This window comes from Providencia sp. (genome assembly GCF_003533305.1).
Lineage (GTDB): Bacteria > Pseudomonadota > Gammaproteobacteria > Enterobacterales > Enterobacteriaceae > Providencia.
Window position 1 is genome coordinate 14,367 of record NZ_DOEH01000015.1, and the last position, 16,952, is coordinate 31,318.

The 16,952-nt window shown below is 36.1% G+C and carries 17 protein-coding genes; 7 read left to right on the forward strand and 10 right to left on the reverse strand.

Annotation, left to right across the window (positions count from 1 at the left end; translation table 11 throughout):
* Nucleotides 1–41 precede the first annotated feature (41 nt).
* On the forward strand, nucleotides 42–500 hold the full coding sequence (locus tag DD649_RS07465) for an Hsp20 family protein (protein ID WP_294105273.1): 459 nt from the start codon (nucleotides 42–44) through the stop codon (nucleotides 498–500).
* Nucleotides 501–601: 101 nt separating this feature from the next.
* Here the strand turns inward: DD649_RS07465 and DD649_RS07470 are convergent, their stop codons facing one another.
* Nucleotides 602–1,279 (reverse strand): DUF1345 domain-containing protein, encoded by a 678-nt coding sequence (locus DD649_RS07470; RefSeq protein WP_294105276.1) that lies wholly within the window; start codon nucleotides 1,277–1,279, stop codon nucleotides 602–604.
* A gap of 442 nt (nucleotides 1,280–1,721) precedes the next feature.
* On the opposite strand from DD649_RS07470, the gene DD649_RS07475 reads away from it, so the two are divergent.
* On the forward strand, nucleotides 1,722–2,459 hold the full coding sequence (locus DD649_RS07475; protein ID WP_294105280.1) for a class I SAM-dependent methyltransferase: 738 nt from the start codon (nucleotides 1,722–1,724) through the stop codon (nucleotides 2,457–2,459).
* 84 nt (nucleotides 2,460–2,543) lie between these two features.
* Here DD649_RS07475 and DD649_RS07480 read toward each other — a convergent pair whose 3' ends face one another.
* The 3 genes from DD649_RS07480 to DD649_RS07490 all read right to left on the reverse strand — a co-directional run bounded on the left by DD649_RS07480 (nucleotide 2,544) and on the right by DD649_RS07490 (nucleotide 4,936).
* Nucleotides 2,544–2,672: a hypothetical protein gene (locus DD649_RS07480; RefSeq protein ID WP_294105282.1), complete on the reverse strand. Its 129-nt coding sequence runs from the start codon at nucleotides 2,670–2,672 to the stop codon at nucleotides 2,544–2,546.
* A gap of 299 nt (nucleotides 2,673–2,971) precedes the next feature.
* Nucleotides 2,972–4,687: an LPS biosynthesis-modulating metalloenzyme YejM gene (gene yejM, locus DD649_RS07485; RefSeq protein WP_294105284.1), complete on the reverse strand. Its 1,716-nt coding sequence runs from the start codon at nucleotides 4,685–4,687 to the stop codon at nucleotides 2,972–2,974.
* 21 nt (nucleotides 4,688–4,708) lie between these two features.
* Complete coding sequence (locus DD649_RS07490; RefSeq protein WP_294105288.1) at nucleotides 4,709–4,936, reverse strand: YejL family protein; 228 nt, start codon at nucleotides 4,934–4,936, stop codon at nucleotides 4,709–4,711.
* Nucleotides 4,937–5,176: 240 nt separating this feature from the next.
* On the opposite strand from DD649_RS07490, the gene yejK reads away from it, so the two are divergent.
* Nucleotides 5,177–6,178 (forward strand): nucleoid-associated protein YejK, encoded by a 1,002-nt coding sequence (gene yejK / locus DD649_RS07495; RefSeq protein WP_294105292.1) that lies wholly within the window; start codon nucleotides 5,177–5,179, stop codon nucleotides 6,176–6,178.
* Nucleotides 6,179–6,285: 107 nt separating this feature from the next.
* On the opposite strand, the gene rplY is transcribed toward yejK, so the two are convergent.
* Together rplY and DD649_RS07505 are read right to left on the reverse strand one after the other, a co-directional pair.
* On the reverse strand, nucleotides 6,286–6,567 hold the full coding sequence (rplY, locus tag DD649_RS07500) for a 50S ribosomal protein L25 (RefSeq protein WP_294105294.1): 282 nt from the start codon (nucleotides 6,565–6,567) through the stop codon (nucleotides 6,286–6,288).
* Between the two features lie 248 nt (nucleotides 6,568–6,815).
* Nucleotides 6,816–8,588, reverse strand: coding sequence for a DEAD/DEAH box helicase (locus DD649_RS07505; protein ID WP_294105296.1), 1,773 nt, complete (start codon nucleotides 8,586–8,588; stop codon nucleotides 6,816–6,818).
* 223 nt (nucleotides 8,589–8,811) lie between these two features.
* Between DD649_RS07505 and rsuA the strand changes: the two genes are divergently transcribed.
* The 3 genes from rsuA to DD649_RS07520 all read left to right on the forward strand — a co-directional run bounded on the left by rsuA (nucleotide 8,812) and on the right by DD649_RS07520 (nucleotide 11,784).
* The gene (gene rsuA / locus DD649_RS07510; RefSeq protein ID WP_294105299.1) at nucleotides 8,812–9,516 is read left to right on the forward strand and encodes a 16S rRNA pseudouridine(516) synthase RsuA; all 705 of its coding nucleotides are present in this window, start codon (nucleotides 8,812–8,814) and stop codon (nucleotides 9,514–9,516) included.
* A 25-nt stretch (nucleotides 9,517–9,541) separates the two neighbouring features.
* On the forward strand, nucleotides 9,542–10,726 hold the full coding sequence (locus tag DD649_RS07515) for a Bcr/CflA family multidrug efflux MFS transporter (RefSeq protein WP_294105304.1): 1,185 nt from the start codon (nucleotides 9,542–9,544) through the stop codon (nucleotides 10,724–10,726).
* A 716-nt stretch (nucleotides 10,727–11,442) separates the two neighbouring features.
* Nucleotides 11,443–11,784: a hypothetical protein gene (locus DD649_RS07520; protein ID WP_294105305.1), complete on the forward strand. Its 342-nt coding sequence runs from the start codon at nucleotides 11,443–11,445 to the stop codon at nucleotides 11,782–11,784.
* Between the two features lie 291 nt (nucleotides 11,785–12,075).
* Here the strand turns inward: DD649_RS07520 and mepS are convergent, their stop codons facing one another.
* Nucleotides 12,076–12,660 (reverse strand): bifunctional murein DD-endopeptidase/murein LD-carboxypeptidase, encoded by a 585-nt coding sequence (gene mepS, locus DD649_RS07525; protein ID WP_294105307.1) that lies wholly within the window; start codon nucleotides 12,658–12,660, stop codon nucleotides 12,076–12,078.
* 1,216 nt (nucleotides 12,661–13,876) lie between these two features.
* On the opposite strand from mepS, the gene DD649_RS07530 reads away from it, so the two are divergent.
* The gene (locus DD649_RS07530) at nucleotides 13,877–14,221 is read left to right on the forward strand and encodes a hypothetical protein (protein ID WP_294105309.1); all 345 of its coding nucleotides are present in this window, start codon (nucleotides 13,877–13,879) and stop codon (nucleotides 14,219–14,221) included.
* A 121-nt stretch (nucleotides 14,222–14,342) separates the two neighbouring features.
* Here DD649_RS07530 and yeiP read toward each other — a convergent pair whose 3' ends face one another.
* From yeiP to DD649_RS07545, 3 genes are all read right to left on the reverse strand, one after another.
* The gene (yeiP, locus tag DD649_RS07535; RefSeq protein ID WP_294105312.1) at nucleotides 14,343–14,915 is read right to left on the reverse strand and encodes an elongation factor P-like protein YeiP; all 573 of its coding nucleotides are present in this window, start codon (nucleotides 14,913–14,915) and stop codon (nucleotides 14,343–14,345) included.
* A gap of 141 nt (nucleotides 14,916–15,056) precedes the next feature.
* A complete protein-coding gene (mtr, locus tag DD649_RS07540; RefSeq protein ID WP_294105315.1) occupies nucleotides 15,057–16,301 on the reverse strand; it encodes a tryptophan permease in 1,245 nt (414 codons plus the stop codon).
* 181 nt (nucleotides 16,302–16,482) lie between these two features.
* Nucleotides 16,483–16,920: an NUDIX domain-containing protein gene (locus tag DD649_RS07545; RefSeq protein ID WP_294105318.1), complete on the reverse strand. Its 438-nt coding sequence runs from the start codon at nucleotides 16,918–16,920 to the stop codon at nucleotides 16,483–16,485.
* Nucleotides 16,921–16,952 lie beyond the last annotated feature (32 nt).

Here is a 16,952-nt window from a genome sequence, read left to right on the forward strand (position 1 = left end):
AATATTTAACCTACTATTCAATTAATACTGAAGGAGGAGTTATGGCTCATATTAAACCTTTTTCATTATTTCCAGTAATTTCAGATAATGTGTTGTCAAATCGTGTTGATCAAATTGAACGTTTGTTTAGTCAGTTAACAGGAAGTAAACCTATTTCATCTCCTATTCAGACTTATAATTTGAAGCAGGTGGATGACAATCATTATGAATTAATTGTCAGTGTCCCAGGATATCAAGAAAGTGATTTAGCTGTTTCATTAAAAGAAGGTCGTTTATTTGTTGAAGGAAGAAAAGAAGAAAAAACGAAAGACGAAAACGAAAAATGGATCCATCGTGGGATAACTCAAGGTCAATTTACTTTGCAGTTTGACCTAGGTAAGAATGTTAAAATCGAAAAAGCTAGTCTATCAAGTGGGCTTTTGACTGTAAGTATTGAATATGAAGTACCTGAAGAAGAAAAACCGGTAATGATCGCGATTGAAAATAAAGATAAAAAATAATTCATTTTAGTTTATGGTCGTTTTAAAAGCGTACATAGTTAATAGTTAGATGAAAGAGCCACATAAGCATGATATCGATGCTATGTGGCTCTTTGCTTTAATTAAAATAAACTAGCTGAAATATTAATACATAGGCCTAATATAGCCATATTAAAAATAAATGAAATAATAGATTGTAGTAATACTGCTCGACGCATTGCTGTTGATGCAACTTCAATATCAGCTGTTTGTGATGCAACCGCGATAGTGAAAGAAAAATACATGAAGTCAGAATAACTCGGCTCTGTTATTTTATCGGGAAATAATAACCAAGGCTTATCTTGTTCAGGATTATTGTAATATAAATGAGCATAATGCATGGTAAAGCCTGTCGGCAACAATAACCATGAAGAAATTAAGGTAGATGCGGTTAAGAGATAAGGAAAGATTTTCTCAGTTTTAGTCAGGTCACTATGTCCGCCTAAACCAAAAAATAAGGCTAGTAAGCTTACACAACAGCCTGATATTAGAAAGAAGATAACCATTTTTGCACTTTCATCTTCTATTTTAGTCAGCTTTCTAATATCTTTTACATTCCGTTTGATAATTCGTTGAAATAAAAATAGTAAATAAACCCATGCAAATGCATTCCAACTGATAATTAAATTTATTATTGTATTTTGATAACGAAAAAGTGCTAGAAATGTCACGATTGCAACCAGTAATGAAACCACAAACCGTGGCCGTGAATGAAAAGCATGTTGGATAATATGGGTGATACGAGTGGCGTAACGTAACATGTCATATACCTTTCATAAGTCGCAATTAATCCTAAAACCTACAGTCATCTTACATGAAAACTTCGTCTTTTGTTATAACACTACTAGCATCTTGGGTGAGAATATAGTTATAAAAATTGAATTTATGGCTGGGTATTACATGGGAGATAGAGTTTAAGATCATTGATTACGCTTATGCTATAGCAATAGGTAGAAAATTTTAATTATTAAAAGTTAAATATATTGTATTCGTTAGATTTCTTAGCGTTAGTAATTATAAGTTAATAGCGAAAATATATTTATAATGATGAGAGCCGTTTAGTTTACGGATTTAATCTTTATTGATGAATATATTGATTCGAGTTGATAGGTGAGTGTTTCTAGTCGAATTTGTGATTAACTCAGCTTGTGATATATATCGATATTTTAATATAATTTATCCATCTTAGAAATGGAGCAAATAATGACTCAAAATATTTATGACAATCCTCAGTTTTTTGCAGGTTACGCCACGCTACCTCGCTCTGTTAATGGTTTAAATGGTGCGCCTGAGTGGATTAAGATACAGGAAATGCTTCCCTCTGTGGATGGAAAGCACGTTATTGATTTAGGTTGCGGTTATGGTTGGTTTTGTCGTTGGGCACGAGAACAACACGCCGAAAGCGTGATAGGTTTTGATATTTCAGACAAAATGTTAGAAAAAGCGGCTGAAATGACTCAAGATGATCATATAGTTTATTACCAAGGCGATCTGGAAACATTAGTATTGCCACCTGAACAAACAGACTTAATTTATAGTTCATTGGCTTTACATTATGTGGAGCAGATACCTTCTCTTTTTTCATCACTCTATCAGGCACTGAAACCTGGCGGGATGTTAGTTTTTTCTGCAGAACATCCTATTTATACAGCGCCTTTAGTGCAAGCTTGGTGTACAGATAGTGAAGGCAATAAAGCTTGGCCTGTAAATCAATATCAAAAAGAAGGCGAGCGATTCAGTAATTGGTTTGCAGATGGCGTAAAAAAACAACATAGGAAGCTATCGACGTGGATTAATATGTTAATTAATGCTGGATTTGAAATTACAGCTTTGGATGAATGGGGACCATCAATAATACAAATTGCAGAAAATGCGTTATTAGATGAGGAAAAAGAGCGGCCAATGATATTCATTGTTAGTGCTCGTAAACCATTAAACTAGATAGACTTTAAAAATTTAATGCTTGGGTTAATCAAAAAGTAAAAGCCCTTTTCAGGCATAAGCAGAAAGGGCTTTTAGAGATAGTTACATAACATACATATAGCCTATTTGTTTATCGTCAACGCTAATTTTAACTTGTTCACTATTGGGTGACTCCATAGTATCAAGGGATATAAAAAACGCGATAACAATAATTGTGTATACGAGAAACATACAAACCTCCCGTAATGAGTAAAAGTTCTATTATCTTCGAGTTAGTTAACTCAATTTCATAATAGGTTATTTTTTTAGTTTTGAAAATAGGCTATAGAAATATTTTACATCATTAAATTTACATTCAGTCATTTATTTTAACATTTAAGGTCATGTGTTAAATATGAATGCCTTAAATTGCCCTTTGATATCTTTAAGTTAAAGTCTGGTATATGTAAAAAAGCTAACCTTTAAGGTTAGCTTTAAAATGGATTAGATGAGGGATTTTTTAAGTTTTTTATATTTTTTAAATCTAAAGGCTAATTTTCATTAAAGCGCTTAAGTTCAGTGAAAATTTTCAGCAGTTCTGCAAGGTCTGGTTTTTCATTTTTTTCAATTTCACCATTTAAGCTATAGATATTAAACTGGCCATTAGCATCCATATACAAAGTCGCTTTATCTGTTGTGATAACGACATCATTATCATCACCTGTAATAACCCATGGTAGTACACGATTACTACGGAATAAATCTTCACCTTGGCTATAATCATCAGGTTGGTTGCTTACATGTAGCATACGCTGCATGAGTGTGGTCATAATATCTTGATGGCTTGTTAACTTTTTAATTTGCTGAGTAGGCGTATTCGGCCAATAAATAAATAGCGGTACTTGCATCTTTTCACGATTAAAACGATTTTTATCAACCCAATCATTATCTTGTTGACCATTATTATTATAGTTGGCAGTGATAACTACAATCGTATTTTTCAGACGATCTTCGTGTTTTAATGTGTCAATAATTTTATTGATTTGCTCGTTGGTTTGCGAACTACCTGGCACACCTTTGATGTTTAAGAATGAGAACCATGGGGTATCATTCTTAATATTTTTAAGCCAGGCATCCCATTGTAAAATAGTCTGCTTATCGTTATCTGCTTTGGTTGCAGGTAATGAATAGTCAGACAAAATAGCTTGATGGAATAAAGGTGAATTAAAGCCATCGGTTGAGAATAAACCGAACTGGTAGCCTTGGTGCTGTAATGCTTCAATCAACACCGATGGGTGGCGTTCATTTAGAATGTTATCATAATAGGTCGATGAAATACCATAGAACAAACCAAATAGGGCGGTGTCATTGCGTAGGCCAGTTGTATAGTGATTAGTAAACTGAGTGCTGATCTGTTTAAAATCGTTTAACGCAGTCATTTGATCTTGTTGTGATTTATCACCAAGGTCATCAACGACTAAGAGTAATAAATTATACCCTATGCCTTGGTCTTGATAGCTCAAAGGCTTTAGTGGGTACTGAAGTTTTAATGCGGTAGGGCTGCCTTGTTGGAACACTCTATTTTGATGTTCAGTGAGGTCTAATAAGCCATATTTATCGAGTAATTTACGCGCCGTCAATGGCTGAGATAACGGGTAATTATAGCGCTGCATTGTAATTGGGCGATAGAAATTAGCATCCGCTAAAGCGTACATTAGGTGGGTCATAATAAACGTAATGATAAAGATCCCAGCTAGCGGTTTGCCAAAAGTTTGTCGGCTTAAACTCCGTAATTTTTGCCAGCTCCAAGTTGCGAATAACATTTCAACTAGAAAAATGATTGGGATACTAATAAACATCAGTTGCCATTCACGCGCCATCTCACCTTTAGTTGGGTTAATGACCAAATCCCAAACTTGGGGAGTAAGGTGCAGCCCAAATTGACTAAAGACGCGGATATCAAAAATTAAAAGGGTAATACCCGCGGTGGCAAGTGCGACACAAATTAGCCTCAGCAATCGCTGAGACATCACGATAAAGGTCAGTGGGAAAATGATAAGAAGATAAGCGGCAAATACCACAAAGCTAAAATGGCCTAACCAACTGACGAATGCATAAATGCGGCCAGTTAAGGTTTCTGGCCAATCAAAAATAAACAGATAGCTGCTACTTAACGCGAGGCTAAGTAGTATATTAAAGAGTGCAAACCAGTGCCCCCAACCAATCATGTTGGAGACTTTATCTCGGTAGCGCTGACGGTTGACCATTCTGTTTATTTCATTAGTCGATTAGTGTGATTTATCTTCTTTAACAGAAGAAAGTAAGGCATTTGCAAATGATTCTGCAATCATTTTACGTTGCGCAGGCGCAACAGAAGTATTGAGCAGATTCGTAACCATATTACCTAACACCATAAGTGAAAGATCAACAGGGGTATGGTTTTTTTCTAACACGGTAACAAGGTCAGAGAGTAAACCTTCAACTTTTTCATCACTATAGCGAGATGATTGTGGCATAAATTGTGACATCCTAAATTAATGAAAGCTCCATATAATAGCCCATAGTGGGATGTTTTTCTTCTTTCTTCGTAACAAATTTTCGATTAAGTGATAATAATGATTATTCAAACTCAGGAAGCGCACATTCGCGCCAATAAATAGGCTATAAAAACGACAACTGATAGTTTCGGTTGCAGACAGATAATATCAATGTTTGAATACGCGCAACAATATTTTTGTAAGAACAAGGAGCCAACAATGAGTCTGGAAATTACCCAGATAGCGTTACATCAGTTGATTAAACGAGATGAGCAAACACTAGAAGTGATGTTACGTGATTCTTTATTGACAACAAATGATGTTGTACAAGACATGATGGCTGAATTACATCGTGTATACAGCGCTAAAAGTAAGGCTTTTGGTGAGTTTAATGAAGAAAGTGAATTGGCTGATGCATTGAAGCTGCTGCGCAAAGGTGAAGAAGAATTTTTAGGCTTTAGCCGTGCTATGACTGTGCGTCTAAAAGATGAGTTAGCTAAATACCCTTTTGCTGAAGGTGGCATTGTATTATTTTGTCAGTATCGCTACCTTGCCGTTGAGTATCTGTTGATTTCTGTTCTTAACAGTTGTGACAGTACGTTTGTAACGGATACATTGGATTTAAGCACTACACATTATTTAGATATACCTCATGCAGATATTGTTGCGCGTATTGATTTAACTGAGTGGGAAACTAATCCGGAATCAAAACGTTATTTAACCTTTTTAAAAGGTCGAGTAGGGCGTAAAGTTTCTGATTTTTTTATGGATTTTCTTGCCGCATCAGAAGGGTTAAATGCTAAAGTTCAAAATAAAGGACTTGTTCAAGCATTAGATGATTTTTGTGACAATGCCCAAATGGATAAAAATACACGTCAAGCATATCGCCAACAAGTTCATAGTTACTGTACTGAACAGATGCAGTCAGGCGAAGAAATTGAACTTCAAGTATTGGCAAAAGAACTGCCAATGGTTGAAGAGCAAAGCTTTGATGATTTTGCCCGGCAAAATGATTATCAATTAGAAGATAGTTTTCCTGCTGATAGAGGTACGCTTAAACAGCTCACTAAATTTTCAGGAAGTGGCGGTGGGATAACAATTAGTTTTGATGCGATGCTATTGGGCGAGCGGATTTTTTGGGATCCGATAACGGATACGTTAACGATTAGAGGCACGCCACCTAATTTACGTGACCAACTGCAACGTCGTAGTGGTAAGTAGTCATTTGTGGCTTAAAGTTATTTAAGCCTAGAAATAAATAACGCCGCAATTGCGGCGTTATTTACTCGGCGTCCCGAAAATTTCAAAGCTCGGCTGTGGGCTTTTAATTAAGCGCGCAGGAAGTCAATATGCGTCACTTTAGGTTTAAACGGGTGACGTTGAACAGCCTGAACTTTTACTTTAGTCTCTTTACCATCGATAACCAGAGTCAGAACTTCATAGAACTCTGCTTTGCTTTCTTGGTTAATGACTTCATCATGGTTCAGAGTCACAGAGATAGGTTCCTGATTGCCACCGTAAACGATAGCGGGAAACTGATTAGCTCTGCGCAGGCGGCGGCTCGCACCCTTACCCTGCTCTTTACGTTCAATTGCATTGATAGTTAACATTACTATTTCTCTTTAAAAAGAAAAAATAAAATCCTGCTACAGGCGACCCAGCAGCAGGTTCGATATTTGGCCCCGAGGTCAAACATTATAAATAATGAGATATATGGAGGCGGCAGTATTTTAACCAAAAAACATGCTTTGGGCAATGATTAAGATTTTTTCTTCTAAAAAGAATCAATTGCGATGATTTTTATGGCACTTAAAAGCGCAAGTAATGTGATGTTATTGATTCAAGTGCCGATAGAAACTTAATAAAGTTGGGCTGCTAAGCGAAAGCGACCTTGATAATCAAAAATTTTCTCACGTATTTCCCAAAAATTATCTTTTTTACGTGCCACAATAAATTGAGGGTAACGTAATAATACTTGCTGTGAAATAATATCATTTGCATTATGCCATACAAAAGGAACACCCGGTGCTCGGTGATGGTTACGTAAGAAACGATATTCAAATACGCGTTTCTGAGCGGGGGTTGTCAATCTAAAATGCTCGGATACAGAGGTGCCATCTTCATCATAATAGGTGATTTTAAGCCATTCACCTTTGGCATCTGAATCGGTAGATAATTGCATTCCTCCGCAGCGCAATATTAAAGCATCCTTTAATTTCAAGGCGGCTTTTAGCATATCATCAGGGTCAGAGAGTACTTCTTGGCATTTAATGCATCGACGGGCGGCAATATCATTTTCAGCACCACAGTGAGGACATTGCTTAAAACGAAAGCGAAATTCACATTGTTGTTTGCCTTGCTCATTTTCTTCCCAACCTTGGCAGCGACGACCATAGTGTTCAATAATTTGCCCATCTGATGTACATTTTCCCCAAAATGTATTAGCAAATTGGCATAAAGGGCAGAATACTTGCACAGGGACGCTACTTGAGTGCGGTTTTGTATTACCGACTTCAGGACGAAATAAGTCATGTGGATTTCCTGCATAATCAAGGATTAAGCATTTTGTTTTGCCTTCACAAAGGCGCAAGCCGCGACCCACGATTTGTTGATATAAGCTGACTGACTCGGTGGGGCGTAATATCGCAATGACATCGACATGTGGGGCATCGAAACCTGTAGTAAGTACAGAAACGTTGACGAGAAAATGTAGTTGTTTGTTTTTGAATTTTTTTATGATTGATTGACGTTCAATTGCAGGTGTTTCTGCTGTCACTAGGGCTGCTGCTTTTTCGGGTAGATAGCTGAGTATTTCTTTAGCATGCTCAACGGTTGCTGCAAATATCATACAGCCTTGAAGGGGGAGGGCGTATTCGACTATTTGAGCAACGATTTTGGGGGTAATGCGCTGCTGCTTTTTTAATGACAGGTTAAGTTCTTGTTCATTAAAAATACCGGACTGATTTATTGAAACCTGACTGAAATCATATTGTAAAACAGGCATGTCCAATCGTTCAGGAGCAACAAGGAATTTATTTTTTATCATATAATGCAATGGTAGTTCATAGATGCATTCATGAAAAAAACATTTCTCATCACCGCGAACCATACCGTGATAATGATAGCGATAAATCCATCCGCTACCTAAACGATAAGGTGTAGCGGTTAGACCTAAGATGCGTAGTGAATTATTATGTTTTTGTAAGTTATGAATAATTTGTTGATATTGGCTTTTATCATTTAAGCTAATACGATGGCACTCATCAATAATTACCAAAGAAAAATGGTCGTCAAAGTGACTCAAATTACGAGCGATTGACTGTACACTGCCAAAAACAACCTTACTTTGTGATTCTTTGCGATTAAGTCCTGCGGCAAAAATGTCAGCGTCTAGTCCATATGATAGATATTTCGCATGATTTTGTTCAACAAGCTCTTTTACATGGGCAAGGACAAGTACTCGTCCACGGGCAAGACGTGCAAGTTCAGCAATAACTAAACTTTTACCTGCACCTGTGGGTAATACAATGACGGCAGGTTGAGTGTGCTGGCGAAAGTATTGAATAGTCGCATCAACGGCTTCTTGTTGATAAGGGCGCAGTACAAAAGGTCTAGCTGATGAAAGAGGCATATTATTCAGTATTATTTCAAAAAGTTAGAGGATACAGGTTAAATTTGAGCTAAGGCAATGACTAGGTCTAAAAATGCGAGTTCCCTTGGCGAAGCTATCACTTGTGACGAGTTATTGATATAATAAAATATGTGATATTAATCACAGCAACCTTTCATTCTATATTCTGACAGTTGAGTGCTATTGTACGCCTCGCTGACATTCCATCAAGTTAAGAGAATCTATGCGACTGGATAAATTTCTGTCCCAACAATTAGGGATAAGCCGGAGTTTGGTAGCGCGTGAGCTACGGGCAGGTAATATCACCGTTGACGATGAAATCGTAAAATCAGGTTCATTCCAAGTAACCACTGATAAACAGGTCGCTTATGACGGCAATGTTCTGACTCAAGTCACCGGACCTCGCTACTTTATGTTGCATAAGCCTCAAGGTTATATTTGCTCAACTGATGACCCAACACATCCAACAATACTTTTTTTTATTGAAGAGCCTTTGAGTCAGAAATTACATTCTGCGGGGCGCTTAGATATTGATACGACAGGATTAGTTTTGCTAACGGATGATGGTCAATGGTCACACCGCATTAGTTCACCAAAGCATCATTGTGAAAAAACGTATCGAGTCCAGCTCAGTGAAGACATTACTGATGATGTGACTGCAAAGTTTGAGCAAGGCGTGATGTTAAATGGTGAGAAATATCCAACGAAAGCCGCAAAGCTTGAGATTATCTCTGCTAGAGAAGTGTTACTGACAATTAGTGAAGGACGCTATCATCAAGTGAAACGCATGTTTGCAGCAGTGGGTAATCATGTGTGTGGTTTACATAGAGAGCGTGTGGGTGAGATATGGCTTGATGAAGAGCTTGCACCAGGTGAATACCGTCCACTGACTGAAGCAGAAATTAACAGTATTACTGTGCCACGCTAAATATTAAAAAGCAGGAGTTTAAAGAGTGCAACAGCAGCGTTCATCCTATTTGGGGCTGATATTAATTTTAGGATTATTATCAATGCTAATGCCATTAGCTATTGATATGTACCTACCTAGCTTTCCGATAATGACAGAATATTTTAATGTAGATCAAGGGCGTATTCAGATGACCCTTAATAGCTACATTTTAGGTTTTGCGATTGGGCAGCTATTTTATGGCCCGATGGCAGATAGCATTGGTCGAAAGCCTGTCATTTTAGGTGGCGTTATTGTTTTTGCATTAGCTTCCGCAGCTTGTGCAGTTGCAGAATCTATCGATGTCTTTATTTGGTTGAGATTTTTACATGGTTTTGCCGCTGCTGCCGCGAGTGTTGTAATTAACGCATTGATGCGAGATATGTTCACGAGAGATGAATTTTCTCGCAGTATGTCGTTTGTTGTACTTGTTATGACTATTGCGCCATTACTTGCCCCGATTTTAGGGGGAGAAATGATGCGTTGGTTCTCTTGGCATGCAATTTTTTGGAGTATTGCTATTGCAGCCGTTATTGCTGTAGTGCTAGTCAGTTGTTTTATTCGTGAAACACTACCAGCCGAAAAACGGCAAAAATTTCATGTGGGTACAACGTTAAGGCAATTTGCGACTCTATTTAGAGCAAAACAAGTTTTGTTTTACATTCTAGCCAGCTCATTTTCTTTTGCTGGGATGTTCTCATTCTTAAATGCGGGAGCCTTTGTTTATATTGATTTGAATGGTGTTTCACCGCAGCATTTTGGTTACTATTTTGGTATTAATATTATTTTCTTGTTTATAATGACCACGATTAATGGGCGTTATGTGAGGCACTTTGGTGCAGAACGTATGCTCTATTTTGGTATTATCATTCAATTTATTATGGGCTTATGGCTATTGACGACCACTGCACTTGATTTAGAGTTTTGGACTTTAGTTATTGGCGTGGCGATTTATGTGAGTGGTATTGCAATGATTACCTCCAATGCAATGGCGGTGATATTGGATAACTATCCGCATATTGCTGGTACAGTATCATCCCTAGCTGGAACTATCCGTTTTTCAATAGGTGCATTAGTTGGTACGTTATTATCGTTGATCCCTGCAAAAAGCGCGTGGCCAATGGTCGGTTCGATGGTTGCTTGCGTTGCTTTATCGATGTTATTTGTGCTTCTCGCAAAGAAAGCTAAGTAAAATCACTTTTTTATTCAGTTTCATGGATGAAGCTGAAGATCTCGCCTATTTCCTTTCTTGATACTTCTCTTTGTTATTTATTACTTAAACGCATTACTCATCATATACATGCTTTTTGCTCTATTAATCTTCGGAAAAAACGATTAATGACAGATTGTTATTAAATTTCATGATTAAAAATGATCTAAATCAATTATCAGATTTGGGTAATTTGTTAAATTTATGTTTTGATTGAGCCAGTTTTAATTATCATAAAAAGAGGCGTATAGAACATTTATTATTCAAAAAATGTTCTATTATTATAATTGTTGGTTTAATAATGTAAAAATTAGTTTTGTTAGTCATGAATAGTGTTGATTTTTTTTCTAAAAAATATTTTAAAAATTAACATTTTTATCAAAAATATATTTATACAATGATTTGTGTCACAAAAATTTAACGACAGGCTATATTTTTAATGTTATATTTAAGTTCTAAAATTTAACAATCGTGTTACTTATTTGATTTGCTAAAGTTCGGTTTGAACGAGGATTGTTTAGAGAGTACGTGGCTTTATGTGGACTAAAACTATGAACTGCATAGCGGCCTAAAAATAGCTTATATTGTTTTAGTGCTTAAAATAAAAGCGATTTTTTAGTGATATTTGAAGTCGATATAACTGCATGAGAGTTAGTTTTACTCGGCAAATTTATAAAATGTTTTAATAGGATATTTTCGTGGAAAAATTAGGTCTTTCGGTGGTGCACAGGCTACCGCAAAGCTACCGCTGGTTATCAGGAAAAATAGGAACTGATGTTGAAGTTGTTCCTATGAATGATGTCGATAGCGATAAACTTGTGGGGCTAAAATTACTTAGTCATGACTGTGCGACAGATTGTATTGCAATGCAGCAACTGGCTGAATCGTTGTCTGACATGCAAATTGAAAATGCTATTTTAGAATGGCAAAAAGAAATTTGCCTATTTATTCATGCAAATGATGAGCTACCTGCTATGTGTCGTTTAAAAGCATCAGGTGTTGCTATTGCTGAGTTATCTTCGGGTTTTTATTGCGCTTAGCTCAAGCATGATGCTTGGTTAACTGCGATCTTGACGTTTTTAAAGTTTACTTATCTAACCTGCTTATTTTTGCTCATACTTTGTGGGCTGTGCAGAGTGTTTATTAACGTGAACTATATTTAGGTAAGCTATGTTGATTTAAGCTAAATGAATCAATCTTCTATCACTTTGTGTATTAACGAATTTTGAACAATAAAAAAGCTTCCGGTTTAGAGCCTGGAAGCTTTTTTATTGGTAAATTCTTTGTTGCAAGGGATTATATTTACTACAAAGAAATAATGTTATTGAATATTATGAGCCATTCACAATACGTCGGCCTGCATAATATCTTTTACTCCAATAGTTATTGCTCATTTCTGACACAATAACTCCACTGCTTGTTGATGCATGAACAAATTTATCATCACCAATATAAATACCAACATGTTTCATTGTGCGACCCGTTTTAAATAAAACGATATCACCTGCTTTTAAGCTATTACGTTTAACGCCTTTACCTGATGATTCTTGTTCGGAAGTTGTTCGGGGGAGCTGTACGCCAAATTGTTCAAAGAAAGTACGCTGAACAAAACTTGAACAATCGATGCCATTTTTAGTTGTTCCACCGAGGCGGTAGCTTACGCCTTTCCAATTTGCATACTGGCTCATGATTTTTGATTTAGTATCGACGCTTTGAACTAATTCTTCAAACTCGTCCTGTGAGGCCATTGCGAGGGAATCATTAGATGTTGCATTTAACATACGAACATCAGATTTAGTGGTGTTATTAGCGTTCTGACTTGATTTGGGGTTAGTACATGCTGTAAGTGTTACGGCTATTGCGATTGCCGGAACAATGCGCCAAGCATAGCGCTTAAATTTTTCAGAGGTTAACATTATTATATATATCCCTTGCCATTCTATGTTTCATCATTGTGTAAATAGACACAACAAAGTTAAACTTATCCCTGTGAAAAACGCATTTAGAACGACAACAGTGTATTTTTCGCAGAAAGTGTTTATGAAAAACTTCATAATTCTTTATCTAAATTAGCTGATTTTCTAGGCGCTCTAATCGCCCGTTACTAACAAAACTCACTAAAATATTCATTCCTTGAATTTGGCGTAGATACAACCCTTAAACCAAACACTAAGAGCATACATAAACAAAGCTAAAATGGCGAGTTATCGGGGGGTAATTTACAAAACCTTAAACATAAAGTGATATTAGTCATCAATTTATCGCCTAAAAGTAATAATACTGTATTTTTTTACATCGAGTTACCCTTTATAGGGAGAAAAACATGATCTAATTCACGTTTATTTAATGTTATTGCTTATTTACACACTATTTGGGTGGGATGAATAAATATGAATGTAAAGAAAGTTAAATTTATCACGATTAATCCCTAAATTAGGGTTCATCATAATGAAAAAATTGTACAAAATATTATCAATTTTGTGATGCCTATTATCTTGAATATAAGCAATACAGTGACAATTCATTTTATTAATATAAGCCTAAATGATAGCGATTTTAATCTGATGTTTTGTAATATACCCGATACTTTTATCTATTCTATAGGGCGTGGCTAGGTCAATTAAAACTCGACATTTAAGATATGGCAGCGATTGATTATAATAATCATATTAACCATATTGTTTCTAAGTGGAATTATGATCTAGATTAAAATACGGTTATTAGTTAGTTATTACTGATGGAATTTATTATTTAAATTCCAATTTCAATTTGATAACTGTCACTCATATTATTTTTGAAAACAACATTATTTTTTAACTCATTGTTTTTATTTGGTTTAATTTGATTTTTGTCATTGTTTCATAAATTGATAAAATTGCGACCACACTTAATAGATTAAAAAAGAAATGAAGTATAAATTGTAGAGCTAAACATAATAATGTGATGAACCTATCTAATATAATTTTATTTATCCAACTAAAAGTAATATAAAAAACTACGGCTATTATTGAAATCCACACTTTTCCTTTTAATTTAATATCTCATCATCGAACAGAGAAATATAAATAAATATTTTAACTGTAAACAAATCTTTGTAAATGACGATAACATAATTTTAATAGGAAAATCTCAATGACTCACTCAGTAAAGAAGATGGCAAAAGTAGTTCTTGCATTAACAGCCCTAACGGCTAGCGTGACAGCGTTTGCATCACAGTCTAGTGGCATGAAGCAAGCACATACAGGTGTTATTCATTTTACAGGTTCAATTGTCGCGCCACCTTGTGTTATCGAAACGAGTGGTCATAAAGTTGAGACTCAGTGTTGGCATGATAACGGCAATACGAAAACGATTTCTGTTGATGTGACTAAGTTAAAAGGAAAGGATGTTCAATTACCAAATAATAAAGGAACACAAAAATTTAATTGGATAAATAAAGATAACAAATTAGGTCTTTATACTGTTGTTTATGATTAATAAATGATTGATAGCAAATGAATGAAAAGAAATATCAAAAAGGTCTATGAGGGGAGTTGAATGTGTGACGATATTGTATGCCTACGGATATAACTCCCTAGGCATACCGACGTGAGTGTTCTTAATCGCTGCGTCCCATATAACGACGCTCAGCAATATGAATACGAATTTTATCACCTGTAGAGAGGTATTCAGGTACCAGTACAGTTAAACCCGTAGGTAAGGTGGCCGGTTTATTACGAGCACTTGCCGACGCGCCTTTAATACCTGGAGCTGTTTCGATAATAACCATATCGACAGTCTGTGGTAATTCTAATGCGAGAACTTGTCCTTCCATAGTTAGAACTTGCATTCCTGGTAGGCCTTCTTCAGGGATGAAAAGTAATTCATCTTCAATATCCGCTTTTTTAAATAGATAAGGCGTGTAATCTTCATTATCCATGAAAACATACTCATCACCATCTATGTAAGAAAAGCTGACCGCACGGCGAGTTAACGAAATCAAATCAAGATTATCATCGCCTTTGAAACGTTCTTCAACTTTTTGGCCAGTTTTGATATCAGTAAAGCGCATTTTATACAGAGTACTTGCACCACGAGCGCTTGGTGCTTGAATATCGATATCTTTTACAAGTAATAATTTACCATTGTAGTTAATTGCTAAACCGCGTTTGATTTCATTGGCCTTGGCCATAAATAACCTTCATTTTAGTCATTGTCAAAAGAGTGCGACAAAATTACTCGTAGATAAGCGATTAGGCAAGATGTTGATATCAATTTTATGTAAAAAAATCCCTAGTTAATGAACTAGGGATGGTGTTTTAGCTGAATGAGATTAATAAATAGGAAGTAGACCAAACAAAGACAATATATGTGCGACCGCATTGATGACACCGAAAAGGATCACAAAGCCGATAATAAATGCGCCACCGGGTGCTTTATAACTGTTATTTGGAAAACGTTTACGACTTGCTCTTGCCATTAAGGCGGGCACGATGACTGCCCATATTGTTGCAGCAAGACCTGCAAAACCAATCGCATAAATAAAGCCATTTGGAAAAATTAAAGCCAGTACAGTTGGTGGCAAAAATGTCATTAACACTGACTTGAAACGGCCGGGCTTGTTATCATCAAATTTAAAGAAATCAGCAATAAAATCAAACAAGCCAAGGGAAACACCTAAAAATGAACTGGCTAATGCCATATAAGAAAACAGGTTTAAAAATTGAGAAATAAAACTATTTTGAGTGGAAATATTCATTTGAGTTAGCAATGAATCAATATTATTACCACTTTCTCTTATCTCAATAAAGGCTGAGCGAGGGATATTTCCTTGGATAGCATACTGCCATAGAATATAAATAGTGACAGTGATTATCGAGCCATAAACTAAGCTTAAAACGACGCTACGACTGTCTTTATTATAATATTTAACCAGTCCTGGCACGTTGCCATGGTAACCAAATGAAGTTAATAAGTAAGGTAGGGCCGCTAATGCATAAGGTAAGTATTGAGTATCGTTCTGTTCTATTTGGTTAAATAAAATAGAGGGTGATGCCGTTGTTACCATGCCACCAATAGACATAATAAAAGTAATCACCATTCCGCCAATTAAAATGGTGCTTAGTCGGTCAACTGCACGAGTTGATCTCCAGACAAAAAAAGCCACGATGACGGCAAATATTAATCCTGCAAGCGCTTGTGGAATTTGTATGTATTGCGATAAATTGCCCGTAATTATCGAGCTACCAGCAGAAATATAAGCGTAAGTTAAAATATAAAGTACGAAAGTAATCGATAGGCTATTAATTGAGTTCCATGTAGAACCGAGTAAATCTTTTACAACGGTATGAAAACTAGCACCCGCCGGATAATTCATATTAGCTTCTAAAATCATCAAACCTGAAAGAAGCATACAAACAAAGGTGTAAAGGAGTAGGGCAACTGAGCCTGAAAACCAAATACCGGAAGTCACCATTGGAATTGAAAACATACCAGCACCGACGGCGGTGCCTGCAATAATCATCGAGCCGCCTAATATGGACGGGCGTTTTTGTTGTTTTACAGCATCAACTGACATGGTGACCTCTAAATTTACCGTTTCAATGTACTAGCTAAATGATACATAGCGAATGTGATAATGTAAATAAAAAAGACTCAATATAATTTGAAAAAAAGGAATAATTTTAGAGGGTTGTGTAAGAAACGAACAAATAGAACTCTGTGGTGGTCCTATTTATTCGCCTAAGTTCGTTATTTAATTAGGGTACAGGATGATAAAAACGCTTAGTTAGCCAGAGATTAATGGCATTACGGCTTGCTTCGAAATGTGGTTCAGGTAGCTCATTGGGGAGAACCCAGATAATACTTTCACATTTATCTTTTTCCATATTACAAGGTGCAATACCGCCATCGTATTCAACATGCATACAGATAGAAACCGTATGTTTACCTTCTTGTTGATAAGTTTGTAAATTATTACTGATACCGAATATTGTTGGTGTATTGATATCAATGCCTATTTCTTCTTTAATTTCACGTATGGCACAAGCTTCAAAGGATTCACCTGGATCTACATGCCCACCAAAAATTGACCAGTAAGGAGCGTGTTTACTACTGCGTTTGCCGATTAAAATTTGCCCTTGTTTGTTAGTAATGATGACTCCCACCCCAACAACGACATTGACAGAACTGGACATGAATTATTCCTATTTTTGTATTTTATCTGTGT

What these genes read in the sequence shown, in the direction of transcription:
- yeiP (WP_294105312.1), bottom strand. Translation starts at nt 14,915, where the DNA reads ATGGCCAAGGCCAATGAAATCAAACGCGGTTTAGCAATTAACTACAAT.
- rsuA (WP_294105299.1), top strand. Translation starts at nt 8,812, where the DNA reads ATGCGACTGGATAAATTTCTGTCCCAACAATTAGGGATAAGCCGGAGT.
- DD649_RS07480 (WP_294105282.1), bottom strand. Translation starts at nt 2,672, where the DNA reads ATGTTTCTCGTATACACAATTATTGTTATCGCGTTTTTTATATCCCTT.
- rplY (WP_294105294.1), bottom strand. Translation starts at nt 6,567, where the DNA reads ATGTTAACTATCAATGCAATTGAACGTAAAGAGCAGGGTAAGGGTGCG.
- DD649_RS07465 (WP_294105273.1), top strand. Translation starts at nt 42, where the DNA reads ATGGCTCATATTAAACCTTTTTCATTATTTCCAGTAATTTCAGATAAT.
- DD649_RS07505 (WP_294105296.1), bottom strand. Translation starts at nt 8,588, where the DNA reads ATGCCTCTTTCATCAGCTAGACCTTTTGTACTGCGCCCTTATCAACAA.
- DD649_RS07470 (WP_294105276.1), bottom strand. Translation starts at nt 1,279, where the DNA reads ATGTTACGTTACGCCACTCGTATCACCCATATTATCCAACATGCTTTT.
- DD649_RS07490 (WP_294105288.1), bottom strand. Translation starts at nt 4,936, where the DNA reads ATGCCACAATCATCTCGCTATAGTGATGAAAAAGTTGAAGGTTTACTC.
- DD649_RS07475 (WP_294105280.1), top strand. Translation starts at nt 1,722, where the DNA reads ATGACTCAAAATATTTATGACAATCCTCAGTTTTTTGCAGGTTACGCC.
- yejK (WP_294105292.1), top strand. Translation starts at nt 5,177, where the DNA reads ATGAGTCTGGAAATTACCCAGATAGCGTTACATCAGTTGATTAAACGA.
- mepS (WP_294105307.1), bottom strand. Translation starts at nt 12,660, where the DNA reads ATGTTAACCTCTGAAAAATTTAAGCGCTATGCTTGGCGCATTGTTCCG.
- DD649_RS07545 (WP_294105318.1), bottom strand. Translation starts at nt 16,920, where the DNA reads ATGTCCAGTTCTGTCAATGTCGTTGTTGGGGTGGGAGTCATCATTACT.
- DD649_RS07530 (WP_294105309.1), top strand. Translation starts at nt 13,877, where the DNA reads ATGACTCACTCAGTAAAGAAGATGGCAAAAGTAGTTCTTGCATTAACA.
- yejM (WP_294105284.1), bottom strand. Translation starts at nt 4,687, where the DNA reads ATGGTCAACCGTCAGCGCTACCGAGATAAAGTCTCCAACATGATTGGT.
- mtr (WP_294105315.1), bottom strand. Translation starts at nt 16,301, where the DNA reads ATGTCAGTTGATGCTGTAAAACAACAAAAACGCCCGTCCATATTAGGC.